The following is a 25,529-nucleotide window of genomic DNA, read 5'->3' as shown; positions in this document are numbered from 1 at the left end:
TTAGGCAAGAGGTTCACTGTCGTGGCTAAAGAAAAATTTGATCGTTCCCTTCCCCACGTTAACGTCGGCACCATCGGCCACGTTGACCACGGTAAGACCACTCTGACCGCAGCTCTGACTCGCGTTTGCTCCGAAGTTTTCGGTTCGGCAATCGTTGAGTTCGACAAGATCGACTCGGCTCCGGAAGAAAAAGCGCGCGGTATCACCATCAACACCGCTCACGTTGAGTACAACTCGACCATTCGTCACTACGCTCACGTTGACTGCCCAGGTCACGCTGACTACGTGAAGAACATGATCACCGGTGCTGCCCAGATGGACGGCGCGATCCTGGTTTGCTCGGCCGCCGATGGTCCGATGCCACAAACCCGTGAGCACATCCTGCTGTCCCGTCAGGTAGGCGTTCCGTACATCGTGGTCTTCCTGAACAAGGCTGACCTGGTAGACGACGCTGAGCTGCTGGAACTGGTCGAGATGGAAGTTCGCGACCTGCTGTCCACCTATGACTTCCCAGGCGACGACACCCCGATCATCATCGGTTCGGCTCGTATGGCGCTGGAAGGCAAAGACGACAACGAAATGGGCACTACCGCTGTTAAGAAGCTGGTAGAAACTCTGGACAGCTACATTCCTGAGCCAGTTCGTGCTATCGACCAGCCGTTCCTGATGCCGATCGAAGACGTGTTCTCGATTTCGGGTCGTGGTACCGTTGTTACCGGTCGTATCGAGCGTGGTATCGTCCGCGTTCAGGATCCGCTGGAAATCGTTGGTCTGCGTGACACCACCACCACCACCTGCACCGGTGTTGAGATGTTCCGCAAGCTGCTGGACGAAGGTCGTGCTGGCGAGAACTGCGGCGTTCTGCTGCGTGGCACCAAGCGTGACGACGTTGAGCGTGGTCAGGTTCTGGTCAAGCCAGGTTCGGTCAAGCCGCACACCAAGTTCACCGCAGAAGTCTACGTCCTGTCGAAGGAAGAAGGCGGCCGTCACACTCCGTTCTTCAAAGGCTACCGTCCACAGTTCTACTTCCGTACCACTGACGTGACCGGTAACTGCGAACTGCCGGAAGGCGTTGAAATGGTAATGCCAGGTGACAACATTCAGATGACTGTTACCCTGATCAAGACCATCGCAATGGAAGACGGTCTGCGCTTCGCTATCCGTGAAGGCGGTCGTACCGTCGGCGCCGGCGTTGTGGCCAAAATCATCGAGTAATCACTCGACCGATTGAAAAAAACCCCCGCTCAGCGGGGGTTTTTTTTATTGGGTTGACACTAATTGGGGGCGTCTATAGAATCACGCCTCCTTTTAGCGGGCGTAGTGCGTCCGTTGGGAACAGCCTGGAGTCTGAAATCCAATGCAAAATCAGCAAATCCGTATCAGGTTGAAGGCTTTCGACCATCGCCTGATCGACCAATCCACCCAGGAAATCGTGGAAACCGCGAAACGTACTGGTGCACAAGTGCGTGGTCCAATTCCACTGCCTACCCGCAAAGAGCGTTTCACCGTTCTGGTTTCCCCGCACGTCAACAAAGACGCGCGTGACCAGTACGAGATTCGCACTCATAAGCGTGTTCTGGACATCGTCCAGCCAACGGATAAAACCGTTGACGCGCTGATGAAGCTTGATCTGGCGGCAGGTGTGGAAGTACAGATCAGCCTCGGCTAAGACTTCGGTCTAGTCGTGTAACGCTCTGAAATGGGCGGCCATAGCGGGTGAAAGCCCCGTACACTCATGAGGTTTACAACATGACTATTGGTGTAATCGGTCGCAAGTGCGGTATGACCCGCATTTTCACCGAAGAAGGTGTCTCCATTCCGGTCACGGTCATTGAGATCGAGCCGAATCGCGTCACCCAGTTCAAAACTGAAGAAACCGATGGCTACCGTGCAGTGCAAGTCACTGTCGGCGAGCGTCGTGCTTCGCGTGTGACTGCCGCTCAGGCAGGCCACTTCGCCAAGGCCAACGTTGCCGCTGGTCGCGGTGTTTGGGAGTTCCGTCTTGAAGAAGGCGATTTCCAGGCTGGCGATCTGATCAAAGCTGAACTCTTCACTGCAGGCCAGCTGGTTGACGTTACTGGTCAGTCCAAAGGTAAAGGCTTCGCCGGTACCATCAAGCGCTGGAACTTCCGTGGTCAGGACAACACCCACGGTAACTCCGTGTCGCACCGTGTTCCTGGTTCCATCGGCCAGTGCCAGACTCCTGGTCGTGTGTTCAAGGGCAAGAAAATGTCCGGTCACATGGGCGCCGAGCGCGTGACTGTTCAGTCCCTGGAAGTAGTTCGCGTAGACGCTGAACGCAACCTGCTGCTGATCAAGGGTGCCGTACCTGGCGCTACTGGCGGCGACGTGGTTGTACGTCCAGCTGTCAAGGCTCGCGGTTAAGGGGAAACTGACATGCAACTTAATGTAAATGACGCTCAGGCGATCGAAGTTTCCGAACTGACTTTCGGTGGCGAATTCAACGAGACGCTGGTTCACCAAGCAGTCGTGGCCTACATGGCTGGCGGCCGTCAGGGTACCAAGCAGCAGAAGACCCGTTCCGACGTGGCTGGTGGCGGTAAGCGCCCATGGCGTCAGAAGGGTACTGGCCGTGCTCGTGCTGGTACCACTCGTGGTCCGATCTGGCGTGGCGGTGGTGTAACCTTCGCAGCTCGCCCTCAAGATCACTCGCAAAAGCTCAACAAGAAGATGTATCGCGCAGCACTGCGCTCCATCCTCGCTGAGCTGGTGCGTAGCGACCGTCTGGTCGTGGTTCAGGACTTCGCTGTTGAAGCACCGAAAACCAAAGATCTGCTGAACAAGCTGAACGGCATGGGTCTGAGCGACGTATTGATCGTTTCCGACGCTGTTGATCAGAACCTGTACCTGGCTGCTCGTAACCTGCCGCACGTCGATGTACGTGACGTACAAGGTTCCGACCCGGTCAGTCTGATCGCATACGAGAAAGTGTTGATCACTGTCTCGGCCGTGAAGAAATTCGAGGAGCTGCTGGGATGAACCAGGAACGCGTATTCAAAGTCCTCCTTGGCCCGCACGTTTCCGAGAAGGCTACCGTTCTGGCTGAGAAAAAAGGCCAGTTCGTATTCAAGGTTGCTACTGATGCAACCAAGCTGGAAATCAAGAAAGCTGTCGAAGGCCTGTTCAACGTAAAAGTTGAAAACGTGTCGACTGTTAACGTTCTGGGTAAAACCAAGCGTACCGCACGTGGTCTGGGCAAGCGTAATGACTGGAAGAAGGCGATCGTCTCCCTTCAGCCAGGCCAAGATCTCGATTTCAGCAGCAGTGCTGAGTAAGGAAGGGGTGCATCATGGCAATCGTTAAATGCAAACCGACTTCCCCTGGCCGCCGTTTCGTGGTCAAGGTGGTCAACAAGGAGCTGCACAAAGGCGCTCCTCACGCACCGCTGATCGAGAAAAAATCGAAGTCTGGTGGTCGTAACAACAATGGCCGCATTACCACTCGTCACGTTGGTGGTGGTCACAAGCAGCATTACCGTCTGGTCGACTTCCGTCGCAACGACAAAGATGGCATTCCAGCCACTGTCGAGCGTATCGAATACGATCCAAACCGTACTGCTCACATCGCCCTGCTGTGCTACGCAGACGGTGAGCGTCGCTACATCATCGCGCCTAAAGGCGTGAGCGCTGGCGACCAGCTGATCGCAGGTGCCCTGGCCCCAATCAAGGCCGGTAACTCCCTGCAGCTGCGCAACATTCCAGTAGGTAGCACCATTCACGGCATCGAACTGAAGCCGGGTAAAGGTGCTCAGATCGCTCGTTCCGCTGGTGCTTCGGCTCAGCTGATCGCTCGCGAAGGTGTCTACGTGACCCTGCGTCTGCGCTCTGGTGAAATGCGTAAAGTCCTGGCTGAGTGCCGTGCGACCCTGGGCGAAGTCTCGAACTCCGAGCACAGCCTGCGTTCGCTGGGTAAAGCTGGTGCCAAACGCTGGCGCGGCGTTCGCCCAACCGTTCGTGGTGTTGCCATGAACCCGGTTGACCACCCACACGGTGGTGGTGAAGGTCGTACCTCCGGTGGTCGTCATCCGGTATCGCCATGGGGCTTCCCAACCAAGGGTGCTAAAACCCGTGGTAATAAGCGTACCGACAACATGATCGTCCGTCGTCGCAAGTAACTAGAGGGATACGACAGTGCCACGTTCTCTGAAAAAAGGTCCTTTTATCGATCTTCACCTGTTGAAGAAGGTCGAAGTGGCGGTGGAGAAGAACGATCGCAAGCCAGTTAAAACCTGGTCGCGCCGTTCGATGATCCTGCCACAAATGGTCGGTCTGACCATCGCGGTTCACAACGGTCGCCAGCATGTTCCAGTTCTCGTGAACGAAGACATGGTCGGCCACAAACTGGGCGAGTTCGCCGGTACCCGCACCTATCGCGGGCACGTGGCTGACAAGAAAGCCAAGCGTTAAGGGGTAAGGAAATGGAAGTAGCCGCTAAGTTGTCGGGCGCTCGCATCTCCGCCCAGAAAGCCCGCTTGGTCGCCGACCAGATCCGCGGGAAGAAGGTGGGCGAAGCGCTCAACCTGTTGGCCTTCAGCAGCAAAAAAGCCGCTGAAATCATGAAGAAAGTCCTCGAGTCGGCCGTAGCCAACGCCGAACACAACGAAGGCGCAGACGTTGATGACCTGAAGGTCTCCACCGTCTTCGTCAACGAAGGGCGTTCGCTGAAGCGCATCATGCCACGTGCCAAAGGCCGTGCTGATCGCATCGTCAAGCGGTCTTGCCATATCACTGTCAAGGTTGCGGACAAGTAACGGAGTCGATCAGATGGGTCAGAAAGTACATCCCACTGGCATTCGCCTGGGAATCGTCAAGGAGCACACCTCCGTCTGGTACGCAGACGGTGCTACTTACGCAGATTACCTGTTGAAGGATCTGAAAACGCGTGAGTACCTCCAAGACAAACTAAAAAGCGCGTCCGTAAGCCGTATCGATATTCATCGTCCGGCTCAAACTGCACGCATCACCATCCACACCGCTCGTCCCGGTATCGTTATCGGTAAGAAAGGTGAAGATGTCGAGAAGCTGCGTCAGGACCTGACCAAGCAGATGGGTGTGCCTGTGCACATCAACATCGAAGAGATCCGCAAGCCGGAACTCGACGCTATGCTGGTTGCGCAGAGCGTAGCTCAGCAGCTGGAACGCCGTGTAATGTTCCGTCGCGCCATGAAGCGCGCGGTACAGAACGCCATGCGTATTGGTGCCAAGGGCATCAAGATCCAGGTGAGCGGTCGTCTCGGCGGTGCTGAGATTGCTCGTACCGAGTGGTATCGCGAAGGTCGTGTGCCTCTGCACACCCTGCGTGCCGATATCGACTACAACACCTACGAAGCTCACACCACTTATGGTGTGATCGGTGTGAAGGTTTGGATCTTCAAAGGCGAAGTTATTGGTGGTCGCCAAGAAGAACTGAAACCACAAGCACCAGCGCCTCGTAAAAAAGCTGCTAAGTAAGGGGTACGCCAAATGTTGCAACCAAAGCGTACAAAATTCCGCAAGCAGATGACTGGCCACAACCGTGGTCTGGCACTGCGCGGTAGCAAAGTCAGCTTCGGCGAATTCGCCCTGAAAGCTGTTGCTCGCGGTCGCCTCACCGCTCGCCAGATCGAGTCCGCACGTCGTGCGCTGACCCGTCACGTTAAGCGTGGCGGTAAGATCTGGATCCGTGTGTTCCCGGACAAGCCGATCTCCAAAAAACCTCTTGAGGTTCGTATGGGTAAAGGTAAGGGCTCCGTGGAATACTGGGTTGCCCAGATCCAGCCAGGCAAAGTCCTGTACGAGATCGAGGGTGTTTCTGAAGAGCTGGCGCGCGAAGCTTTCGCCCTGGCTGCTGCAAAGCTGCCTCTCGCCACCTCCTTTGTTAAGCGGACGGTGATGTGATGAAAGCGAATGAACTTCGTGAAAAATCGGCACAGCAACTGAACGAGCAACTGCTCGGCTTGCTGCGCGACCAGTTCAATCTGCGTATGCAGAAAGCAACTGGCCAGTTGGGGCAGTCGCACCTGCTCTCGCAAGTTAAGCGTGACATCGCTCGCGTGAAAACTGTGCTCAACCAGCAGGCAGGTAAGTGATCATGGCTGAAGCTGAAAAAACCGTCCGTACGCTGACTGGCCGTGTCGTCAGCGACAAAATGGACAAGACCATCACCGTTCTGATCGAGCGTCGCGTAAAGCACCCGATCTACGGTAAATACGTTAAGCGTTCGACTAAGCTGCACGCGCACGACGAAGCCAACCAGTGCAAGATCGGCGACAAGGTTTCCATCCGTGAAACCCGTCCGCTGGCCAAGACCAAGTCCTGGGCACTGGTTGAAGTCCTCGAACGCGCTGTTGAAGTCTAAGGGCTAGGGGTCGGAGAAATTTTATGATTCAGACTCAATCCATGCTCGATGTGGCCGATAACAGCGGCGCTCGTCGCGTCATGTGCATCAAGGTGCTCGGCGGTTCGCACCGCCGTTACGCCGGTATCGGTGACATCATCAAAGTAACCGTCAAGGAAGCAATTCCGCGCGGTAAGGTCAAAAAAGGCCAGGTGATGACCGCTGTCGTCGTACGTACCCGTCATGGTGTTCGTCGCGCTGACGGTTCCATCATTCGTTTCGACGGCAACGCTGCTGTTCTGCTGAACAACAAGCAAGAGCCGATCGGCACTCGCATCTTCGGGCCAGTGACCCGTGAACTTCGTACTGAGAAGTTCATGAAGATCGTCTCGCTCGCCCCTGAAGTGCTGTAAGGAGATCCGACATGCAAAAGATTCGTCGTGACGACGAGATCATCGTGATCGCCGGCAAAGACAAAGGTAAGCGCGGTAAGGTGCTGAAGGTTCTGGCTGATGACCGTCTGGTTATCGGTGGCGTGAACCTGGTCAAGCGTCATACCAAGCCTAACCCGATGGCGGGCGTACAGGGCGGTATCGTCGAGAAAGAAGCGCCTCTGCACGCTTCCAACGTTGCCATCTTCAACGGTGAAACCAACAAGGCTGACCGCGTTGGTTTCAAAGTAGAAGACGGTAAAAAAATTCGTGTCTTCAAGTCGACCCAAAAAGCGGTTGATGCTTGAACACTGCTAGGTAGAAGACCATGGCACGACTGAAAGAGATTTACCGGAACGAAATCGCTCCTAAGCTTAAGGAAGAACTTAAGCTGTCGAACGTGATGGAAGTTCCGCGCGTTACCAAGATCACCCTGAACATGGGTCTGGGCGAAGCGATCGGCGACAAGAAAGTCATCGAGCACGCTGTTGCCGACCTGGAAAAGATCACCGGTCAAAAGCCGGTCGTGACTTTCGCTCGCAAATCCATCGCTGGCTTCAAAGTCCGCGAAGGCTGGCCGATCGGCGTCAAGGTGACCCTGCGTAGCGACAAGATGTACGAATTCCTGGACCGCCTGCTGGCGATCTCCCTGCCTCGGGTCCGCGACTTCCGCGGCCTGAATGCCAAGTCCTTCGATGGTCGTGGCAACTACAGCATGGGCGTGAAAGAGCAGATCATCTTCCCGGAAATCGACTACGACAAGATCGATGCTCTGCGCGGTTTGGACATCACCCTGACCACCACTGCTCGTTCGGACGACGAAGGCCGCGCTCTGCTGCGTGCTTTCAAGTTCCCGTTCCGCAACTGATTGGAGTAGGAAAATGGCCAAGAAGAGCATGAAAAACCGCGAGCTGAAGCGTCAGCTCACGGTAGCAAAGTTCGCTAAGAAGCGTGCTGAGCTGAAAGCGACCATCGTCAACCTGAACGCCTCTCCAGAAGAGCGTTTCGCTGCCGTTGTCGCTCTGCAGAAGCAGCCACGCGACGCTAGCGCCTCGCGCCTGCGCAACCGTTGCCGCCTGACCGGTCGTCCTCACGGTGTATACCGTAAGTTCGGCCTGGGCCGTAACATGCTGCGTCAAGCTGCAATGCGCGGTGACGTACCAGGCCTGGTCAAGGCCTCCTGGTAATCGCTGCAGGCAAGGCACGGGTGGAAGGGGAGCAATCTTCCGACCGCCGGTGACCTTGCCAACAAACAAGCCCCTATATGGGGCTTGTTTCGTTTCTGCCTTGTGTCTAGAATGACCGGCTCACCTGAGCCTGGGTTTTTGCCCAAACCGTTCGGGTGGTTGTCATAGCCGCAAGGCTAATAATTCTTGTATCAGGAGCATCTAGCCCATGAGTATGCAGGACCCGTTAGCGGACATGCTAACTCGCATCCGTAATGCCCAGATGGCTGAAAAGTCCGTCGTAAGCATGCCTTCCTCTACCCTGAAGGTCGCGGTTGCCAAAGTTCTGAAGGACGAAGGTTACATCGCTGGCTACCAGGTAACTGGTGAGGCCAAGCCTTCCCTGTCGATCGAACTGAAGTACTTCGAAGGCCGTCCGGTCATCGAGGAACTGAAGCGCTCCAGCCGTCCAGGCCTGCGCCAGTACAAGGCCGTCACCGATCTGCCGAAAGTACGTGGCGGTCTGGGCGTGTCTATCGTCTCCACCAACAAAGGTGTGATGACTGATCGCGCTGCGCGCGCTGCCGGTGTCGGCGGCGAAGTTCTGTGCACAGTGTTCTAAGGGGGGATAGACATGTCTCGCGTCGCTAAGAACCCCGTTAAGCTGCCATCCGGTGTCGAAGTCAAATTCGCCGGTCAGCAGCTTTCGGTGAAGGGTGCCAAAGGTACTCTCGAACTGAACGTTCACTCGTCTGTTGAAGTTACCGAAGAGTCTGGTGAGCTGCGTTTCGTCGCTCGCAATGGTGACCAGCAAGCTCGTGCCATGGCCGGTACCACCCGCGCTCTGGTCAACAACATGGTCCAAGGCGTAAGCCAAGGCTTCGAGCGCAAGCTCCAGCTGGTCGGTGTTGGTTACAAGGCACAGGCTAAAGGCACCGTCCTGAACCTGGCCCTGGGCTTCTCTCACCCAGTGGACTACGAACTGCCAGCCGGTATCACCGCTGAAACACCTAGCCAGACCGACATCCTGATCAAGGGTATCGACAAGCAGCTGGTAGGTCAGGTGGCCGCTGAAATCCGCGACTTCCGTCCGCCAGAGCCTTACAAAGGTAAAGGTGTGCGTTACGCGGACGAAGTAGTCCGTCGTAAAGAAGCCAAGAAGAAGTAGGGCCTAGTAAATGACCGACAAAAAAGTTATTCGACTGCGTCGCGCTCGCAAAGCACGTCTCAAGATGCACGAACTCGAAGTCGTGCGCCTGTGCGTGTTCCGCTCCTCGCAGCACATCTACGCCCAGGTCATTTCGGCCGACGGCAGCAAGGTTCTGGCAAGCGCCTCGACCTTGGACAAAGACCTGCGTGATGGCGCCACTGGCAACATCGACGCGGCCACTAAGGTTGGCAAGCTGGTAGCTGAGCGTGCGAAAGCCGCCGGTGTATCTCAAGTTGCCTTTGACCGTTCCGGCTTCAAGTACCATGGCCGCGTCAAAGCGCTGGCTGATGCTGCTCGTGAAGGCGGGCTGGAGTTCTAAGTTATGGCAAATAACGATCAAAAGCGCGACGAAGGCTACATCGAGAAGCTGGTTCAAGTTAACCGCGTTGCCAAAACCGTAAAAGGCGGCCGTATCTTCACCTTCACCGCGCTGACCGTGGTTGGTGATGGTAAAGGTCGTGTTGGCTTCGGCCGTGGCAAGTCGCGCGAAGTACCAGCCGCGATCCAGAAGGCCATGGAAGCTGCTCGCCGCAACATGATCCAGGTTGACCTGAAGGGCACCACCCTGCAGTACGCCACCAAGGCTGCCCACGGCGCCTCGAAGGTTTACATGCAGCCTGCCTCGGAAGGTACCGGTATCATCGCCGGTGGCGCAATGCGTGCTGTCCTGGAAGTTGCTGGTGTTCAGAACGTTCTGGCCAAGTGCTACGGTTCGACCAACCCAGTGAACGTGGTTTACGCCACCTTCAAGGGTCTGAAAGCCATGCAATCTCCTGAATCCATTGCCGCCAAGCGTGGCAAGAGCGTCGAGGAGATCTTCTGATCATGGCAACCGTAAAAGTAACGCTGATCAAGAGCGTCTCGGGCCGTCTGCCTAACCACAAGCTGTGTGTTAAAGGCCTGGGTCTGCGTCGCATCGGTCACACTGTAGAAGTCCAGGATACTCCCGAGAACCGCGGGATGATCAACAAGGCTTACTACATGCTGAAGGTCGAGGGCTAATCGATGAAACTCAATGATCTGAGTCCAGCGCCGGGTTCCCGTCGCGAGAAGCATCGTCCAGGTCGTGGTATCGGTAGCGGTCTGGGTAAGACCGGCGGCCGTGGCCACAAAGGTCAGACTTCCCGTTCGGGTGGTTCGATCGCTCCTGGCTTCGAAGGCGGTCAACAGCCGCTGCACCGTCGCCTGCCGAAGTTCGGCTTCGTTTCCCTGAAAGCCATGGACCGCGCTGAAGTGCGTCTGTCCGAGCTGGCCAAAGTGGAAGGCGACGTGATCTCCGTGCAATCCCTGAAGGATGCCAACGTGATCAACCAGCACATTCAGCGTGTGAAAATCATGCTGTCTGGCGAAGTTACTCGCGCAGTCACCATCAAGGGTATCGCAGCCACCAAGGGTGCGCGTGCGGCTATCGAAGCAGCTGGCGGCAAATTCGAGGAATAAATGGCTAAGCAAGGTGCTCTCTCTTCGCTCGGTAAGGGCGGGATGTCGGAACTCTGGGCTCGTCTGCGCTTTCTGTTCATGGCGATCATCGTCTATCGGATAGGTGCGCATATCCCGGTTCCCGGCATCAATCCGGACCGTCTGGCGGATCTGTTTCGGCAGAATGAGGGGACCATTCTTAGCTTGTTCAACATGTTTTCCGGTGGCGCGCTCGAGCGCATGAGCATCTTTGCACTGGGGATCATGCCGTACATCTCGGCATCGATCATCATGCAGTTGATGACGGCGGTCAGCCCGCAACTGGAGCAGTTGAAGAAGGAAGGTGAAGCTGGCCGTCGCAAGATCAGCCAGTACACCCGCTACGGCACCGTTATCCTGGCACTGGTCCAAGCCATTGGCATGTCCATTGGCCTGGCCAACCAGGGCGTGGCGTTTTCTGCAGGCCTGGGCTTCCACGTCGTCGCTGTTTCCACTTTCGTGGCAGGCGCGATGTTCATGATGTGGCTGGGCGAGCAGATCACCGAGCGCGGTGTGGGCAACGGTATCTCGATGTTGATCTTCGCAGGTATCGTTGCCGGTCTTCCGAGAGCAATCGGGCAGTCTTTCGAGTCTGCACGCACAGGCGATATCAACATTTTCGCCTTGGTCGCCATCGGTTTGCTGGCAGTAGCGATTATCGGTTTTGTGGTGTTCATTGAGCGTGGTCAGCGTCGTATCGCCGTTCATTACGCCAAGCGTCAGCAGGGCCGCAAGGTCTTCGCTGCGCAGACTAGCCACTTGCCGCTGAAGGTGAACATGGCGGGGGTTATCCCGGCCATTTTCGCGAGCAGCATTTTGCTGTTCCCGGCTTCGCTGGGTGCCTGGTTTGGTCAGTCCGAAGGTATGGGCTGGCTGCAGGACATCTCGCAGTCGATCGCTCCTGGTCAGCCGTTGAACATTCTGCTGTTTAGTGCAGGGATCATTTTCTTCTGCTTCTTCTACACAGCGTTGATGTTCAACCCGAAAGACGTAGCGGAAAACCTGAAGAAGTCCGGTGCCTTTATTCCGGGTATCCGTCCTGGTGAGCAGTCGGCGCGCTACATTGATGGCGTTCTGACCCGTTTGACCATGTTCGGTGCTCTTTACATGATGGCCGTCTGCCTTCTGCCCCAGTTCCTGGTGGTGGCAGCAAATGTGCCGTTCTACCTTGGCGGGACCTCGTTGCTGATTGTGGTAGTGGTTGTGATGGACTTCATGTCCCAAGTACAATCGCACCTCGTTTCGCACCAGTACGAATCCCTGATGAAGAAAGCCAACCTGAAAGGCTACGGTGGCAGCGGTTTGCTGCGCTGATACGCCCCTAAGGTTCGAGGAGTCGGTAATGAAAGTTCGTGCATCGGTGAAAAAGCTGTGCCGTAACTGCAAGATCATCCGTCGCGAAGGCGTCGTACGAGTGATCTGCAGCGCGGAACCGCGTCACAAACAGCGCCAAGGCTGAGTGTGATCTGCGCTTCAAACCCAGCAGCTAGTGTGCTGCTGGGTTGATTATTCGTTTCTACAGCGATATTATCTCGCGCCCTATTTCTTGGCTTCCGGGGCGTAGGTAGCTGTCAATTGGAGTCCCACTGAATGGCCCGTATTGCAGGCGTCAACATTCCAGATAACAAGCATACTGTTATCTCGCTGACCTACATCTATGGTGTCGGTCGCACAACTGCACAGAAGATTTGTGCAGACGCTGGTGTAAACCCAGCCGCTAAGATCAAGGATCTGAGCGACGAGCAAATCGAAACCCTGCGTGGCGAAGTCGCGAAGTTCACCACCGAAGGTGACCTGCGTCGTGACATCAACATGAAGATCAAGCGCTTGATGGACCTGGGTTGCTACCGCGGCCTGCGTCATCGTAAAGGTCTGCCGGTTCGCGGTCAGCGCACCAAGACCAACGCACGCACCCGTAAGGGCCCGCGTAAGCCGATCCGCAAGTAATCGCCCAGGAATATAGACATGGCAAAACCTGCTGCTCGTCCTCGTAAGAAAGTCAAAAAGACAGTGGTTGATGGCATCGCCCACATCCATGCTTCTTTCAACAACACCATCGTGACCATCACCGACCGTCAGGGCAATGCTTTGTCCTGGGCGACCTCCGGTGGTTCGGGTTTCCGTGGTTCGCGCAAATCCACCCCGTTCGCAGCTCAGATCGCTGCTGAGCGTGCTGGTCAAGCTGCGCTGGAATACGGTCTGAAGAACCTCGACGTTAACGTCAAGGGTCCAGGTCCAGGTCGTGAGTCCGCCGTTCGTGCATTGAACAGCTGCGGCTACAAGATCGCCAGCATCACCGACGTGACGCCAATCCCGCACAACGGGTGCCGTCCGCCGAAGAAGCGTCGCGTGTAATCAGGAGACAGAAGAATGGCACGTTACATTGGTCCAAAATGCAAACTGTCTCGTCGTGAAGGCACCGATCTGTTCCTGAAGAGCGGCGTTCGCGCTCTGGAATCGAAGTGCAATATCGAAGCAGCCCCAGGTATCCACGGCCAGCGCCGTGGCCGTCAGTCCGACTACGGCACCCAGCTGCGTGAGAAACAAAAAGTCCGTCGTATCTACGGTGTTCTGGAGCGTCAGTTCCGCGGTTACTACCAAGCTGCTGCCTCGAAAAAAGGCGCAACCGGTGAGAACCTGCTGCAACTGCTCGAGTGCCGTCTGGATAACGTCGTTTACCGTATGGGCTTCGGCTCGACTCGTTCCGAGTCCCGTCAGCTGGTTTCGCACAAAGCGATCAGCGTCAACGGTAAGACTGTAAACATTCCATCCTACCAAGTTCGTCCGGGTGACGTGGTCGCAGTCCGCGAGAAATCGCTGGGCCAGTTGCGCATTGTTCAAGCCCTTGAACTGTGCGCCCAGCGTGGCCGCGTTGAGTGGGTTGACGTGGATGCTGCTAAAAAGTCGGGCGTTTTCAAGAACGTTCCTGCTCGCAGCGACCTGTCTGCCGACATCAACGAAAACCTGATTGTCGAGCTCTACTCCAAGTAAGGGCTAGAAAATAGGTGCATCCATGCAGATTTCGGTAAATGAGTTCCTGACTCCCCGCCACATTGATGTGCAGGTAGTCAGTCCGACCCGCGCCAAAATTACGCTCGAGCCTCTCGAGCGTGGTTTCGGCCATACCCTGGGCAACGCGCTGCGCCGCATCCTGTTGTCCTCCATGCCTGGCTGTGCAGTAGTCGAGGCCGAGATCGATGGCGTACTCCATGAGTACTCCGCGATCGAAGGTGTTCAGGAAGACGTAATTGAAATCCTGTTGAACCTGAAAGGTCTCGCTATCAAACTGCATGGTCGTGACGAAGTTACGCTGACCTTGTCGAAAAAGGGTTCGGGGGTGGTTACCGCTGCCGATATTCAGCTGGATCACGATGTCGAGATCGTCAACCCCGATCACGTAATCGCGAACCTGGCGTCGAACGGCGCTCTGAACATGAAGCTCACTGTAGCTCGTGGTCGTGGTTACGAGCCGGCCGACTCCCGTCAAACCGACGAAGACGAAAGCCGTAGCATTGGCCGTCTGCAGTTGGACGCCTCCTTCAGCCCGGTGCGTCGTATCGCCTATGTGGTCGAGAACGCCCGTGTTGAACAGCGTACCAACCTGGACAAACTGGTCATTGATCTGGAAACCAACGGCACCCTGGATCCTGAAGAGGCTATCCGCCGCGCTGCGACCATTCTGCAACAGCAGCTGGCCGCGTTCGTCGACCTCAAAGGTGACAGCGAGCCTGTCGTAGTCGAGCAGGAAGACGAGATCGATCCGATCCTGCTGCGTCCGGTTGACGACCTGGAACTGACTGTACGTTCGGCCAACTGCCTCAAGGCGGAGAACATCTACTACATCGGCGACCTGATTCAGCGTACCGAAGTAGAGCTGTTGAAGACTCCTAACCTGGGTAAGAAGTCCCTGACTGAAATCAAGGACGTTCTGGCCTCTCGTGGTCTGTCTCTCGGCATGCGCCTCGACAACTGGCCGCCTGCAAGTCTTAAGAAAGACGACAAGGCGACCGCCTGATCGTCGTAATCACCGAACGTAGTGTTTGGTAAGGAATGAATCATGCGTCATCGTAAAAGTGGACGTCACCTGAGCCGTACCAGCTCTCACCGCAAGGCTATGTTCCAGAACATGGCAGTGTCGCTGATCGAGCACGAGCTGATCAAAACCACCCTGCCGAAAGCCAAGGAACTGCGCCGCGTTGCCGAGCCGCTGATCACCCTGGCCAAGGAAGACAGCGTTGCTAACCGTCGTCTGGCCTTCGACCGTACCCGTTCGAAGTCCGCTGTTGGCAAACTGTTCAACGACCTGGGCAAGCGTTACGCCACCCGTCAGGGCGGCTACCTGCGCATCCTGAAGTGCGGTTTCCGCGCTGGCGACAACGCGCCTATGGCGTACGTCGAGCTGGTTGATCGTCCGGTCGGCGGTGCTGTAGAAGCTGCTGAGTAAGACGTTCTGTCTGCTACAGAAAACCGGGCCTAGTGCCCGGTTTTTTGTTTTTACATCTATTGTTTATTTCTATTGATGTAAGTCATGTAATGAATTTGTTCCTGTAATCTTGCTCGTCAATACTCTCTCTACAGCCGATTAGCCGGCCCTTGAAGACCGAAAAGGAGAGCCCATGAGCAAGATTCTCACCACCGCCAGCGGTGCACCTGTAGCCGACAACCAGAACTCCCGCTCCGCCGGCCCGCGCGGTCCGCTGTTGCTCGACGACTTCCACCTGATCGAGAAGCTCGCCCATTTCAATCGCGAGAACATTCCTGAGCGTCGCGTCCATGCCAAAGGCTCGGGCGCCTACGGTACCTTTACCGTTACTCACGATATCACCGGCTATACCAGCGCCAAGCTGTTCGAAGAGGTCGGTAAACAAACCGAGACTTTCTTACGCTTCTCCACCGTTGGTGGCGAGCGCGGCTCTGCAGATACCGAGCGTGACCCGCGTGGCTTCGCGGTGAAGTTCTACACCGAGGAAGGCAACTGGGACATCGTCGGTAACAACACGCCAGTGTTCTTCATTCGCGACCCATTGAAGTTCCCGGACTTTATCCACACCCAGAAGCGCCACCCGCAGTCCAACCTGAAGAACGCTCAGATGATGTGGGACTTCTGGTCGCATTCCCCAGAAGCGCTGCACCAGGTCACCATCCTCTTTTCCGATCGTGGCATTCCGGACGGCTATCGCCACATGCATGGCTTTGGCAGCCACACCTACAGCCTGATCAATGCAAAGGGTGAGCGCACTTGGGTCAAGTGGCACTTCAAGACCCAGCAAGGCATCAAGAACCTCACCCCGACAGACGCTGCACGCCTGGCAGGTACCGACCCGGATTACGCTCAGCGCGACCTCTTCGAGGCCATTGAGCGTGGCGACTACCCGCGCTGGACTGTCTGCATTCAGGTGATGAGCGAAGCCGAGGCTGCCAGCCGCGACGAGAACCCATTCGACGTGACCAAGACCTGGTCGCAGAAGGATTATCCGCTCATCGAGGTGGGTGTGCTGGAGCTCAACCGCAACCCGCTCAACTATTTTGCAGAGGTCGAGCAGGCCGCGTTCGGCCCGAGCAATATGGTGCCCGGCGTCGGTCTTTCACCGGACCGCATGCTGCAAGGCCGTGTATTCGCCTACGCCGACGCGCACCGCTATCGCGTTGGCACCAACCACCAGCAATTGCCAGTCAACGCGCCACGTTGCCCGGTCAACAGCTATCAGCGCGACGGCTCGATGGCCACCGGCAGTTACGGTAGTGCACCGAACTACGAGCCAAACAGCTACAGCGATGCCCCGAAACAGTCGCCACGTCATGCTGAGCCAGCATTGGCCCTGAATGGTTCGGCTGATCGCTACGATCACCGTGAGGACACTGACTACTTCAGTCATGCCGGCGCGTTGTTCCGTTTGATGAGCGATGAGCAGAAAGCCCTGCTGATCAGCAACATCGCCGGTACCATGGCCGGTGTCAGCGAAGACGTGATTCAGCGTCAGCTACAGTACTTCTTCAAGGCGGATCCGGCCTATGGCGAAGGGATTGCGAAGGCTTTGGGCATCAATCTCGCCTAAGTCGAAGTGATAAGAAGAACCGCCCTCATTTGGGCGGTTTTTCAATGAATATCACTACTGTTTAACCGATTTTTTGCGTCTGATTGCGCGTTTTTCAGTGACCATAGGCAAAAGCTGGTTCACACTATGTGGCATAGACGTTTTCACATGGAGAATCAGGGCGATGCAAGGCCACCCGGATGTAATCAACTATCTCGTCACGCTGCTGAAGGGCGAACTGGCGGCACGCGACCAGTACTTCATTCATTCGCGCATGTACGAAGACTGGGGCCTGTCCAAGCTCTACGAGCGCATCAACCACGAGATGGAGGAAGAGACGCAGCACGCCGATGCCCTGATGCGTCGTATCCTCATGCTCGAAGGGACCCCTGACATGCGTGCGGATGACCTGGAGGTCGGTAGCACCGTGCCGGAAATGATCGAGGCAGACCTCAAGCTCGAATACAAGGTGCGCGGTGCGCTTTGTAAAGGCATCGAGCTATGCGAACTGCACAAGGACTACGTCAGTCGTGACATCCTGCGTGCGCAGCTGGCCGACACCGAAGAAGATCACACCTACTGGCTTGAGAAGCAGCAGGGCCTGATCAAGGCCATTGGGCTGGAAAACTACCTGCAGTCGCAGATGTAAGTTACCACAGGCTCAAGTAAAAGCCCCTGGCACCCTCGGTACCAGGGGCTTTTTCATTGCGCTGGCAACACTTAGGCCCGGTCCCGCTCCAGCAATGGTTTCAGGTAATGGCCGGTATATGACTGCTTCATCTCGCTCAGCTCTTCTGGCGTACCGCAGGCAATGATCTGCCCACCCTTGGAGCCGCCCTCAGGCCCCAGGTCAACCAGCCAGTCGGCAGTCTTGATCACATCCAGGTTATGCTCGATCACCACCACGGTATTGCCGTGGTCGCGCAGGCGATGCAACACATCCAGCAGCTGCTGGATATCGGCAAAGTGCAGACCGGTAGTAGGTTCGTCGAGGATGTACAAGGTCTTGCCGGTATCGCGCTTGGACAGCTCGCGCGACAGCTTCACCCGCTGCGCCTCACCGCCGGACAACGTGGTCGCTGATTGCCCCAGTTTGATGTACGACAGGCCCACATCCATCAACGTTTGCAGCTTGCGCGCCAGCGCCGGCACCGCATCGAAGAACTCGCGGGCATCCTCGATGGTCATTTCCAGCACCTCGTGGATGTTCTTGCCCTTGTACTTGATCTCCAGGGTTTCGCGGTTGTAGCGCTTGCTCTTGCACACGTCACACGGCACGTAGATGTCCGGCAGGAAGTGCATTTCCACCTTGATCAGGCCATCGCCCTGGCAGGCCTCGCAACGGCCCCCCTTGACGTTGAATGAGAAACGCCCCGGACCATAACCACGCGAGCGTGACTCCGGTACACCGGAGAACAGCTCGCGGATCGGGGTGAAGATGCCGGTGTAGGTCGCCGGGTTGGAGCGTGGTGTGCGGCCGATCGGGCTCTGGTCGATATCCACCACCTTGTCCAGGTGCTGCAGGCCGTCCATGCTGCTGTGCGGTGCGGCTTCCAGACTGCTTGCGCCATTGAGTGCCGTGGCGGCCAAGGGGAAAAGGGTGTTGTTGATCAGCGTCGATTTGCCCGAGCCGGATACACCAGTCACGCAGGTCAGCAGGCCGATTGGTACTTCCAGGTCGACGTTCTGCAGGTTGTTGCCACGTGCGCCTTTGAGCTTGAGCTGCAGCTTCTTGTTGCGCGGTGTGCGCTTGGCCGGCACGACGATCTTCTTGCGCCCGGACAGGTACTTGCCAGTCAGCGAATCGGGATGGTTCATGACCTCCTGGGGCGAGCCCTCGGCGACGATCTGCCCACCGTGAACACCGGCGCCTGGGCCGATATCGACCACGTAGTCGGCCAGCCGAATGGCGTCCTCGTCGTGTTCCACTACGATCACCGTGTTGCCCAGGTCGCGCAAATGGTTCAGGGTGGCCAACAGGCGGTCGTTGTCGCGTTGATGAAGGCCGATGGACGGTTCATCGAGGATGTACATCACCCCCACAAGACCGGCGCCGATCTGGCTGGCGAGTCGGATACGTTGCGCTTCACCGCCGGACAGGGTGTCGGCGCTACGATCCAGGGTCAGGTAGTCGAGGCCGACATTGACCAGGAACTGAAGTCGTTCGCAGATTTCCTTGAGGATTTTTGCCGCGATTTCGCCACGCCGGCCAGTAAGGGTCAGTTGACCAAAGTAGTTGCTGGCTTCACCGATCGGCAAATTGGTTACCGCCGGCAGGGTTTTCTCGCCCACCCACACATGGCGCGCCTCGCGGCGCAGGCGCGTACCCCGGCAATCCGGGCACGGTTGCGTACCAAGGAATTTGGCCAGTTCTTCACGCACGGTGGCCGATTCGGTTTCGCGGTAGCGGCGCTCAAGGTTCGGCACAATGCCTTCGAACGGGTGCGATCGCTTGACGATATCACCTCGGTCGTTGAGGTACTTGAAATCGACACTCTGCTTGCCGCTGCCCTGCAGGATCACTTTCTGGTGTTCGGCTGACAGCTCGCCGAAAGGCTCCTCCAGGCTGAAGCCGTAGTGCGCAGCCAACGAACCGAGCATCTGGAAGTAGTACACGTTACGCCGGTCCCAGCCGCGGATCGCGCCTTCGGCCAAGGTCAGTTCGGTGTTGACCAGGCGTTTGGTGTCGAAGAACTGCTTGACCCCCAGGCCGTCGCAAGTCGGGCAAGCGCCAGCCGGGTTGTTGAAGGAGAACAGCTTCGGTTCCAGCTCGCTGATCGCGTGGCCGCACACCGGACAGGCGAAGCGCGCGGAGAAGATCGTCTCTTCGCCTTGTTCGTCGTCCATCGGTGCCACCAGGGCAATACCGTCGGCCAGCTTCAACGCGGTCTCGAACGATTCGGCCAGGCGCTGTTGCAGGTCGGCGCGGACTTTGAAGCGGTCCACCACCACATCGATGCTGTGCTTCTTCTGTTTGTCCAGCTTGGGCAACTCATCGAGTTCGTAGAGCTTGCCGTTGACCCTGGCCCGCACGAAGCCTTGGGCCCGAAGCTCGTCAAACACTGCCAGGTGCTCGCCCTTGCGCTCGCGCACCACCGGCGCGAGCAGCATCAGCTTGCTGCCTTCCGGGCGCTCCAGCACCAGGTCGACCATCTGGCTGATCGTTTGCGCCTCCAGCGGGATATCGTGGTCCGGGCAGCGTGGAGTACCGACGCGGGCGTACAGCAGGCGCAGATAGTCGTAGATTTCGGTGATGGTGCCGACCGTGGAGCGCGGGTTGTGCGAGGTCGACTTCTGCTCGATGGAAATCGCCGGTGACAGGCCTTCGATGGTGTCGACGTCGGGCTTTTCCATCATCGACAGGAACTGCCGGGCGTAGGCCGACAGCGATTCCACGTAGCGGCGCTGGCCTTCGGCGTACAAGGTATCGAACGCCAGGGACGACTTGCCGGAACCGGACAGGCCGGTGATCACGATCAACTTGTCCCGGGGCAGGGTCAGGTCGATGTTCTTCAGGTTGTGGGTACGTGCCCCACGAATCAGGATCTTGTCCACTGCGGCCTCGCTTGGCGGGCATAAACAAGGAAGTATACGGCGCGCCAGTATGACGCGGCAAAGCGTCGCGTTGATGCCGTCAAGCTGTCGGACTGATAGAATCGCCGCCGGTTCACACGAGGTTAATCCATGCACGACACCCACAACGAGCGTATGAGTGGCGGCGAAACCCGCGCCGCTGGCGGCCTTGCCCTGGTCTTTGCCTTTCGTATGCTGGGCATGTTCATGGTCTTGCCGGTACTGGCCACCTACGGCATGGACCTGGCTGGTGCCACGCCTGCCCTGATCGGCCTGGCCATTGGTGCCTATGGCCTGACTCAGGCGGTATTGCAGATCCCGTTCGGGATGGTTTCTGACCGCATCGGTCGCCGACCGGTGATTTATCTGGGGCTGGTGATCTTTGCCCTGGGCAGTGTGCTGGCGGCCCAGGCTGACTCTATCTGGGGCGTGATTGCCGGGCGCATCCTGCAGGGCGCGGGGGCAATTTCTGCCGCGGTGATGGCACTGCTGTCGGACCTCACCCGCGAACAACACCGGACCAAGGCCATGGCCATGATCGGCATGAGCATCGGCCTGTCGTTTGCTGTCGCCATGGTCGTTGGTCCATTGCTGACAAGTGCCTTTGGTTTGTCAGGTTTGTTCCTGGTTACGGCCGGGCTTGCCTTGGTCGGCATCCTGTTGATCGCGTTTGTCGTACCCAACACCCACAGCATTTTGCAGCACCGCGAGTCGGGGGTGGCGCGCCAGGCCATCGGCCCGACACTGCGTCATCCGGACCTTCTGCGCCTGGACATAAGCATTTTCATCCTGCACGCCGTCCTCATGGCCAGCTTCGTTGCGCTGCCACTGGCGTTCGTCGAGCGTGGCGGCCTGCCCAAGGAGCAGCACTGGTGGGTGTACCTGACTGCGCTGTTCATCTCATTTTTTGCAATGGTCCCGTTCATCATCTACGGCGAAAAAAAGCGCAAGATGAAACGAGTGTTGGCCGGCGCAGTCAGTGTCCTGCTGCTGACAGAGATATACTTCTGGGAGTGGGCTGACGGTTTGCGCGGACTGGTGATTGGCACCGTGGTATTCTTTACCGCATTCAACCTGCTGGAGGCTTCGCTGCCTTCTCTGGTGAGCAAGGTATCGCCTGCCGGTGGCAAGGGGACGGCAATGGGGGTGTATTCCACCAGCCAGTTCCTCGGTGCAGCGTTAGGCGGGATCCTTGGCGGCTGGTTGTTCCAGCACGGTGGGCTGAACACGGTGTTCCTCGGTAGCGCGGTGCTGTGTGCTATCTGGCTGATCGTCGCCTTGCGCATGAACGAGCCGCCATATGTGACCAGCCTGCGCATGCCCCTGACGCCTGAGGCGGTCCGGGAAGCCGGCCTGACCGAGCGCCTGATGGCCGTGCCGGGTGTGACCGACGCTGTGGTGGTGGCAGAAGAAGCCGCCATCTATATCAAACTGGATACGAAAATTTTGGACCGTGCGACCCTCGAGCGACTGGTGAATCCAGCCTCTTCGGCGTGCGAAGCCTAGGAGAACGTTATGGCCCGTGGGGTTAACAAAGTCATTCTGGTCGGTACCTGTGGCCAGGATCCCGAAGTCCGCTACCTGCCCAACGGTAACGCCGTGACCAACCTGAGCCTGGCCACCAGCGAGCAGTGGACTGACAAGCAGTCGGGCCAGAAGGTCGAGCGTACCGAGTGGCACCGTGTGTCGCTGTTCGGCAAGGTTGCCGAAATCGCTGGCGAGTACCTGCGCAAGGGTTCGCAGTGCTACATCGAAGGCAAGCTGCAGACCCGCGAGTGGGAAAAAGACGGCATCAAGCGCTACACCACCGAGATCATCGTCGACATCAACGGCACCATGCAGCTGCTCGGCGGTCGTCCGCAAGGCCAGCAGCAGGGCGGCGACCCGTACAACCAGGGTGGCGGCAATTACGGTGGCGGCCAGCAGCAACAGTACAACCAGGCACCGCCACGCCAGCAGGCCCAGCGCCCGCAGCAGGCCCCTCAGCGCCCAGCGCCGCAACAGCCTGCGCCGCAGCCGGCGGCTGACTTCGACAGCTTCGATGACGATATTCCGTTCTGATCAGAGCGGTAAGGCGTTCAGCAAGACCAGAAACCCAGGGCAATTGCCCTGGGTTTTTTTATGGGCAGCACCGCGTATCTGGCATCGCTTTCAGTAGAACAACCGCGGCTCCGCCGAATCCAGCAGGCTTGCCAGCTTGGTCAGGGCAAAGCCCAGTGCCTGGCGGCTGGGTGCCATCAGGGCGATGCGCACACCGCTGGTGGGGTGGCTGCGTTCTGGCAGGAACTGGCTGCCGCTGACCACCGTTACGCCGTTATCACGCGCCAGGTTGGCAAACTCGTCGCTGGTCCACGGTTCTGGCAGCTCCAGCCAGATATGGAAGCTGTGAGGCTGGGTGCGGATCTTGTATTGGCCAAGAATCTCCCGGGCCATGTGCTGGCGCGCGGCCGCCTCCTGTTGCTGCATACGCACCAGCTGGTCGGCCTTGCCGCTGTTGATCAGGTTACTGGCCAGTTGCGCCATCAGTGGCGATGGCATCCACACGCTGCTGCGTACCATCGATGATAACCGCGACAGGGTTTGCGGCGGGGCGTACAGGTAGCCGATGCGCAGTGCCGGCAGCACGCTTTTGGACAGGCTGGTGAGGTACACCGAGCGTTCAGGCGCATACGCTGCAAGCGGCTTGTAGCCCGGGTCGGGCTCGAGAAAACCGTAGATATCGTCATCCACGATGAACAGGTCGAACTCACGGGCGATCTCGGCGATAGCCTGGCGCCTTGCTGGGGGCATGATCGAGTTGGTCGGGTTCTGGTGCGTGGTGACGCACACCAGCAGGGAAGGGCGGTGTTCCAGGCAGGCCGCGCGCAATGCCTCCGGGATGAGCCCGTGTTCGTCCATGGCGACGCTGCGCAGGCGCCGGCCCAGGCTGTGGGCCAGGGATATGATGCCCGGGTAGCAGAGCGACTCGCACAGCACCACATCGTCACTCTTCGACAGGCTGCTGATGGCCACCAGCAGCCCATGCTGGGCGCCAGCAGTCAGTACCACCTGCTGCCAGCGAGCATCAGGCAGCCAGCGCTGTATCCAGGTCGCACCGGCTTGTTTGTGGGACGTGTGGCCACCTTCTGTCACATAGTCGAGTACCTGCCCCAAGTCAGAGGAGGCGGCCAGTTCGCGGATAGCCGTGCCTAGCCACTCGCTCATGTGAGCGTCGTTGGGCTTGATGATCGAGAGGTCGATCTGGCTACTCTCGCCGGCAACGGGTGTGGGCACCGACGGGGCGGGTAATGGCTGCCGCAGTTGCCTGACAAATGTGCCTCGGCCTACCTCGCCAGCCACCAAACCACGCTTGGCTGCTTCGTCGTAGGCCCTGCCAACCGTGCCGGGGGTTACATTCAGCGCCTCGGCGAGGTCCTTGAGCGTGGGTAAGCGATCGCCTTCTGCAAGCCGACCACGTTCGATGTCCTGTTCAAGGGCATCAGCGATCATCAGGTAAACCGGCTGTGTTTGATGGCTGTATTGGGGGACCCACATGGAGATGGCACCAGGCTCTGCAAGAGCGCGAAAGCCTAGCATGAAAGCTCGGATGCAGGTAATGATGGTAATTGGTTAAATTGAGTTGAATTTATTTTAGATTGAATCGATTCAATTTTTGAAATTACAATCATCGCACCGATCAGGCCAGCCGCTCTCAGGCTGCGCCTGGCATAACGCTCCACTGGATGGACTTTGCTATGGACATGTTGGGTTCTTACTGGGCGGAGCACGGGTTGCTGGCAATCCTCATGCTTGGCGCGATCGCTTTTGTTGCGGGCTTCGTTGACAGCATTGCCGGGGGTGGAGGTTTGTTCCTGGTGCCGGGTTTTCTGCTGGTTGGCATGCCGCCCCAGGTGGCACTGGGCCAGGAAAAACTGGTCAGTACCCTCGGCACGCTGGCGGCTATCCGCAACTTCCTGGCCAACAGCAAGATGGTCTGGCAGGTAGCGTTGGTCGGGGTGCCGTTTTCGCTATTAGGCGCCTACCTGGGGGCTCACCTGATCGTATCGATCTCGCAGGAAACGGTGGGCAAGATCATCCTGGCACTGATCCCGCTCGGCATTCTCATTTTCCTTACCCCCAAGGATCGTCCGGTCGAGGAGCGCGAGCTGTCTTCGCGAATGCTGTACACCGTAGTGCCGTTGACTTGCCTGGTCATCGGCTTCTATGACGGCTTCTTCGGCCCCGGTACCGGCAGCATGTTCATCATCGCTTTCCATTACCTGCTGCGCATGGACCTGGTCTCCAGTTCAGCCAACTCCAAAACCTTCAACTTCGCTTCCAACATCGGTGCTTTGGTGGCGTTCGTCAGCGCAGGCAAGGTCGTCTACCTGCTGGCATTGCCACTTGTGGCCTGCAACATCCTCGGTAACCACCTGGGCAGTTCCCTGGCCTTGCGTAAAGGCAACGACGTGGTGCGCAAGGCGTTGGTGTTCTCGATGCTCTGTCTGTTCATCAGCCTGGGCGTGAAGTACCTGACCTGACCCATTGATAGGAGATAACCAATGAAAACCGCATTTGTAACCGGTGCTTCCTCAGGCTTTGGCCGCGCCATCTGCTGCACCCTGATCGGCAAAGGCTACCGGGTGATCGGTGGCGCCAGGCGCATGGACAAACTGAAAGCACTGGAGGCCGAACTGGGCGTAAATTTCATTCCGCTGGCGCTGGATGTCACTGACCCCGTATCGCTTGAGAAGGCGGTCGAGCAGCTGCGTGAGGCGTCGCTGCAGATCGATCTGCTGGTCAACAATGCGGGGCTGGCGCTGGGCGTGGACCGTGCCCAAACCAGCAGTGCCGCAAACTGGCAGCAGATGATCGACACCAACATCACCGGCCTGGCCATGGTCACCCACAAGATCCTGCCGCAAATGGTGGAAGCCGATAGCGGCATGATCATCAACATCGGCTCGATCGCCGGCACTTACCCCTACCCGGGCGGTAACGTGTATGGCGCCAGCAAGGCGTTCGTCCGCCAGTTCAGCCTCAACCTGCGTGCCGACCTGGCTGGCACCCGCGTGCGGGTGAGCAATATCGAGCCGGGGCTGTGCTCAGGCACTGACTTCTCGGTGGTGCGCCTCAATGGCGACCTGGACGCCGTGCAGGCCTTGTATCGGGATGTAGAGGCCCTCCTGCCGGAGGACATCGCAGCAACGGTAGCCTGGGTTGCCGAGCAGCCGGCGCATGTGAATATCAATACCATCGAGATCATGCCTGTGGCGCAGAGCAGTGCGGCGCTGAATGTGGTGCGCAACTTGCCACGTGCCTGATCGGGGCCGCACCACTG

37 protein-coding genes are annotated in these 25,529 nt (G+C 57.8%); 35 read left to right on the top strand and 2 right to left on the bottom strand.

All coding sequences use genetic code 11. The features are described 5' to 3' along the window. Positions 1-21: 21 nt before the first annotated feature. The 31 genes from tuf to bfr all read left to right on the top strand — a co-directional run bounded on the left by tuf (position 22) and on the right by bfr (position 17,285). The gene (gene tuf, locus AA098_RS25175) at positions 22-1,215 is read left to right on the top strand and encodes an elongation factor Tu (RefSeq protein ID WP_003255489.1); all 1,194 of its coding nucleotides are present in this window, start codon (positions 22-24) and stop codon (positions 1,213-1,215) included. Positions 1,216-1,357: 142 nt separating this feature from the next. After that, positions 1,358-1,669 carry a 30S ribosomal protein S10 gene (gene rpsJ, locus AA098_RS25170; RefSeq protein ID WP_003186070.1) on the top strand — a complete coding sequence of 104 codons (312 nt, stop codon included), beginning with the start codon at positions 1,358-1,360 and terminating at the stop codon, positions 1,667-1,669. Between the two features lie 80 nt (positions 1,670-1,749). After that, on the top strand, positions 1,750-2,385 hold the full coding sequence (rplC, locus tag AA098_RS25165) for a 50S ribosomal protein L3 (protein WP_003255486.1): 636 nt from the start codon (positions 1,750-1,752) through the stop codon (positions 2,383-2,385). Positions 2,386-2,397: 12 nt separating this feature from the next. Further along, positions 2,398-3,000, top strand: coding sequence for a 50S ribosomal protein L4 (rplD, locus tag AA098_RS25160; RefSeq protein ID WP_003255485.1), 603 nt, complete (start codon positions 2,398-2,400; stop codon positions 2,998-3,000). Further along, on the top strand, positions 2,997-3,296 hold the full coding sequence (rplW, locus tag AA098_RS25155; protein WP_003255484.1) for a 50S ribosomal protein L23: 300 nt from the start codon (positions 2,997-2,999) through the stop codon (positions 3,294-3,296). The genes rplD and rplW overlap by 4 nt, the downstream gene beginning before the upstream one ends. Positions 3,297-3,310: 14 nt before the next feature. Next, on the top strand, positions 3,311-4,135 hold the full coding sequence (rplB, locus tag AA098_RS25150) for a 50S ribosomal protein L2 (protein WP_003255483.1): 825 nt from the start codon (positions 3,311-3,313) through the stop codon (positions 4,133-4,135). A gap of 16 nt (positions 4,136-4,151) precedes the next feature. After that, positions 4,152-4,427, top strand: coding sequence for a 30S ribosomal protein S19 (rpsS, locus tag AA098_RS25145; RefSeq protein WP_003255482.1), 276 nt, complete (start codon positions 4,152-4,154; stop codon positions 4,425-4,427). Positions 4,428-4,438: 11 nt separating this feature from the next. After that, entirely contained in the window at positions 4,439-4,771 is a 333-nt protein-coding gene (gene rplV / locus AA098_RS25140) for a 50S ribosomal protein L22 (RefSeq protein WP_003103908.1), read from the top strand. A gap of 13 nt (positions 4,772-4,784) precedes the next feature. After that, positions 4,785-5,471 (top strand): 30S ribosomal protein S3, encoded by a 687-nt coding sequence (rpsC, locus tag AA098_RS25135; protein ID WP_003255481.1) that lies wholly within the window; start codon positions 4,785-4,787, stop codon positions 5,469-5,471. 12 nt (positions 5,472-5,483) lie between these two features. Beyond that, entirely contained in the window at positions 5,484-5,897 is a 414-nt protein-coding gene (gene rplP, locus AA098_RS25130) for a 50S ribosomal protein L16 (protein WP_003255479.1), read from the top strand. Next, a complete protein-coding gene (rpmC, locus tag AA098_RS25125; RefSeq protein WP_002555481.1) occupies positions 5,897-6,088 on the top strand; it encodes a 50S ribosomal protein L29 in 192 nt (63 codons plus the stop codon). The genes rplP and rpmC overlap by 1 nt, the downstream gene beginning before the upstream one ends. Before the next feature lie 2 nt (positions 6,089-6,090). Next, positions 6,091-6,357, top strand: a complete 267-nt coding sequence (gene rpsQ, locus AA098_RS25120) for a 30S ribosomal protein S17 (protein WP_003255478.1) — start codon at positions 6,091-6,093, stop codon at positions 6,355-6,357. A gap of 23 nt (positions 6,358-6,380) precedes the next feature. Beyond that, complete coding sequence (gene rplN, locus AA098_RS25115; RefSeq protein ID WP_002555479.1) at positions 6,381-6,749, top strand: 50S ribosomal protein L14; 369 nt, start codon at positions 6,381-6,383, stop codon at positions 6,747-6,749. 11 nt (positions 6,750-6,760) lie between these two features. Further along, on the top strand, positions 6,761-7,075 hold the full coding sequence (rplX, locus tag AA098_RS25110; RefSeq protein WP_003255476.1) for a 50S ribosomal protein L24: 315 nt from the start codon (positions 6,761-6,763) through the stop codon (positions 7,073-7,075). A 20-nt stretch (positions 7,076-7,095) separates the two neighbouring features. Beyond that, a complete protein-coding gene (rplE, locus tag AA098_RS25105; protein ID WP_003255474.1) occupies positions 7,096-7,635 on the top strand; it encodes a 50S ribosomal protein L5 in 540 nt (179 codons plus the stop codon). Between the two features lie 13 nt (positions 7,636-7,648). Beyond that, a complete protein-coding gene (rpsN, locus tag AA098_RS25100) occupies positions 7,649-7,954 on the top strand; it encodes a 30S ribosomal protein S14 (RefSeq protein ID WP_003255472.1) in 306 nt (101 codons plus the stop codon). Between the two features lie 208 nt (positions 7,955-8,162). Continuing rightward, the gene (rpsH, locus tag AA098_RS25095; RefSeq protein ID WP_003255471.1) at positions 8,163-8,555 is read left to right on the top strand and encodes a 30S ribosomal protein S8; all 393 of its coding nucleotides are present in this window, start codon (positions 8,163-8,165) and stop codon (positions 8,553-8,555) included. A 12-nt stretch (positions 8,556-8,567) separates the two neighbouring features. Then, a complete protein-coding gene (rplF, locus tag AA098_RS25090) occupies positions 8,568-9,101 on the top strand; it encodes a 50S ribosomal protein L6 (RefSeq protein ID WP_003255469.1) in 534 nt (177 codons plus the stop codon). 10 nt (positions 9,102-9,111) lie between these two features. After that, positions 9,112-9,462 carry a 50S ribosomal protein L18 gene (gene rplR / locus AA098_RS25085; protein WP_003255467.1) on the top strand — a complete coding sequence of 117 codons (351 nt, stop codon included), beginning with the start codon at positions 9,112-9,114 and terminating at the stop codon, positions 9,460-9,462. A 3-nt stretch (positions 9,463-9,465) separates the two neighbouring features. Continuing rightward, entirely contained in the window at positions 9,466-9,966 is a 501-nt protein-coding gene (rpsE, locus tag AA098_RS25080; RefSeq protein ID WP_003255465.1) for a 30S ribosomal protein S5, read from the top strand. Between the two features lie 2 nt (positions 9,967-9,968). Continuing rightward, positions 9,969-10,145: a 50S ribosomal protein L30 gene (gene rpmD, locus AA098_RS25075; protein ID WP_003255463.1), complete on the top strand. Its 177-nt coding sequence runs from the start codon at positions 9,969-9,971 to the stop codon at positions 10,143-10,145. A gap of 3 nt (positions 10,146-10,148) precedes the next feature. After that, on the top strand, positions 10,149-10,583 hold the full coding sequence (gene rplO, locus AA098_RS25070; RefSeq protein ID WP_003255461.1) for a 50S ribosomal protein L15: 435 nt from the start codon (positions 10,149-10,151) through the stop codon (positions 10,581-10,583). Next, on the top strand, positions 10,584-11,915 hold the full coding sequence (secY, locus tag AA098_RS25065; protein WP_003255459.1) for a preprotein translocase subunit SecY: 1,332 nt from the start codon (positions 10,584-10,586) through the stop codon (positions 11,913-11,915). Positions 11,916-11,943: 28 nt separating this feature from the next. Further along, positions 11,944-12,060: a 50S ribosomal protein L36 gene (gene rpmJ, locus AA098_RS25060; RefSeq protein ID WP_002555468.1), complete on the top strand. Its 117-nt coding sequence runs from the start codon at positions 11,944-11,946 to the stop codon at positions 12,058-12,060. A gap of 131 nt (positions 12,061-12,191) precedes the next feature. Next, positions 12,192-12,548 carry a 30S ribosomal protein S13 gene (rpsM, locus tag AA098_RS25055; RefSeq protein WP_003255457.1) on the top strand — a complete coding sequence of 119 codons (357 nt, stop codon included), beginning with the start codon at positions 12,192-12,194 and terminating at the stop codon, positions 12,546-12,548. 18 nt (positions 12,549-12,566) lie between these two features. Further along, the gene (rpsK, locus tag AA098_RS25050) at positions 12,567-12,956 is read left to right on the top strand and encodes a 30S ribosomal protein S11 (RefSeq protein ID WP_003255454.1); all 390 of its coding nucleotides are present in this window, start codon (positions 12,567-12,569) and stop codon (positions 12,954-12,956) included. Positions 12,957-12,971: 15 nt separating this feature from the next. Then, the gene (rpsD, locus tag AA098_RS25045; protein WP_003255453.1) at positions 12,972-13,592 is read left to right on the top strand and encodes a 30S ribosomal protein S4; all 621 of its coding nucleotides are present in this window, start codon (positions 12,972-12,974) and stop codon (positions 13,590-13,592) included. Between the two features lie 22 nt (positions 13,593-13,614). After that, on the top strand, positions 13,615-14,616 hold the full coding sequence (gene rpoA, locus AA098_RS25040; RefSeq protein ID WP_003255452.1) for a DNA-directed RNA polymerase subunit alpha: 1,002 nt from the start codon (positions 13,615-13,617) through the stop codon (positions 14,614-14,616). Between the two features lie 42 nt (positions 14,617-14,658). Beyond that, complete coding sequence (gene rplQ / locus AA098_RS25035) at positions 14,659-15,045, top strand: 50S ribosomal protein L17 (RefSeq protein ID WP_003255451.1); 387 nt, start codon at positions 14,659-14,661, stop codon at positions 15,043-15,045. A gap of 172 nt (positions 15,046-15,217) precedes the next feature. Next, entirely contained in the window at positions 15,218-16,657 is a 1,440-nt protein-coding gene (locus tag AA098_RS25030) for a catalase (protein WP_014860902.1), read from the top strand. Positions 16,658-16,820: 163 nt separating this feature from the next. Next, positions 16,821-17,285, top strand: a complete 465-nt coding sequence (gene bfr / locus AA098_RS25025) for a bacterioferritin (RefSeq protein ID WP_003255449.1) — start codon at positions 16,821-16,823, stop codon at positions 17,283-17,285. A gap of 71 nt (positions 17,286-17,356) precedes the next feature. On the opposite strand, the gene uvrA is transcribed toward bfr, so the two are convergent. Then, positions 17,357-20,191, bottom strand: a complete 2,835-nt coding sequence (gene uvrA / locus AA098_RS25020) for an excinuclease ABC subunit UvrA (protein ID WP_060538760.1) — start codon at positions 20,189-20,191, stop codon at positions 17,357-17,359. Between the two features lie 129 nt (positions 20,192-20,320). Here uvrA and AA098_RS25015 point away from each other — a divergent pair, with 129 nt between their 5' ends. Then, positions 20,321-21,715: an MFS transporter gene (locus tag AA098_RS25015; protein WP_003255447.1), complete on the top strand. Its 1,395-nt coding sequence runs from the start codon at positions 20,321-20,323 to the stop codon at positions 21,713-21,715. A gap of 9 nt (positions 21,716-21,724) precedes the next feature. Next, positions 21,725-22,270: a single-stranded DNA-binding protein gene (locus AA098_RS25010; RefSeq protein ID WP_003255446.1), complete on the top strand. Its 546-nt coding sequence runs from the start codon at positions 21,725-21,727 to the stop codon at positions 22,268-22,270. A gap of 90 nt (positions 22,271-22,360) precedes the next feature. Here the strand turns inward: AA098_RS25010 and AA098_RS25005 are convergent, their stop codons facing one another. Then, positions 22,361-23,743 (bottom strand): PLP-dependent aminotransferase family protein, encoded by a 1,383-nt coding sequence (locus tag AA098_RS25005; protein ID WP_004576895.1) that lies wholly within the window; start codon positions 23,741-23,743, stop codon positions 22,361-22,363. Between the two features lie 200 nt (positions 23,744-23,943). Here AA098_RS25005 and AA098_RS25000 point away from each other — a divergent pair, with 200 nt between their 5' ends. Together AA098_RS25000 and AA098_RS24995 are read left to right on the top strand one after the other, a co-directional pair. Next, positions 23,944-24,729, top strand: a complete 786-nt coding sequence (locus tag AA098_RS25000) for a TSUP family transporter (RefSeq protein ID WP_003255443.1) — start codon at positions 23,944-23,946, stop codon at positions 24,727-24,729. A 21-nt stretch (positions 24,730-24,750) separates the two neighbouring features. Then, positions 24,751-25,512, top strand: coding sequence for an SDR family NAD(P)-dependent oxidoreductase (locus AA098_RS24995; protein ID WP_003255442.1), 762 nt, complete (start codon positions 24,751-24,753; stop codon positions 25,510-25,512). Positions 25,513-25,529 lie beyond the last annotated feature (17 nt).

This window comes from Pseudomonas sp. JY-Q, assembly GCF_001655295.1.
GTDB classification, from domain to species: Bacteria; Pseudomonadota; Gammaproteobacteria; order Pseudomonadales; family Pseudomonadaceae; genus Aquipseudomonas; species Aquipseudomonas alloputida.
This window is presented reverse-complemented; position numbering and strand designations above follow the sequence as displayed.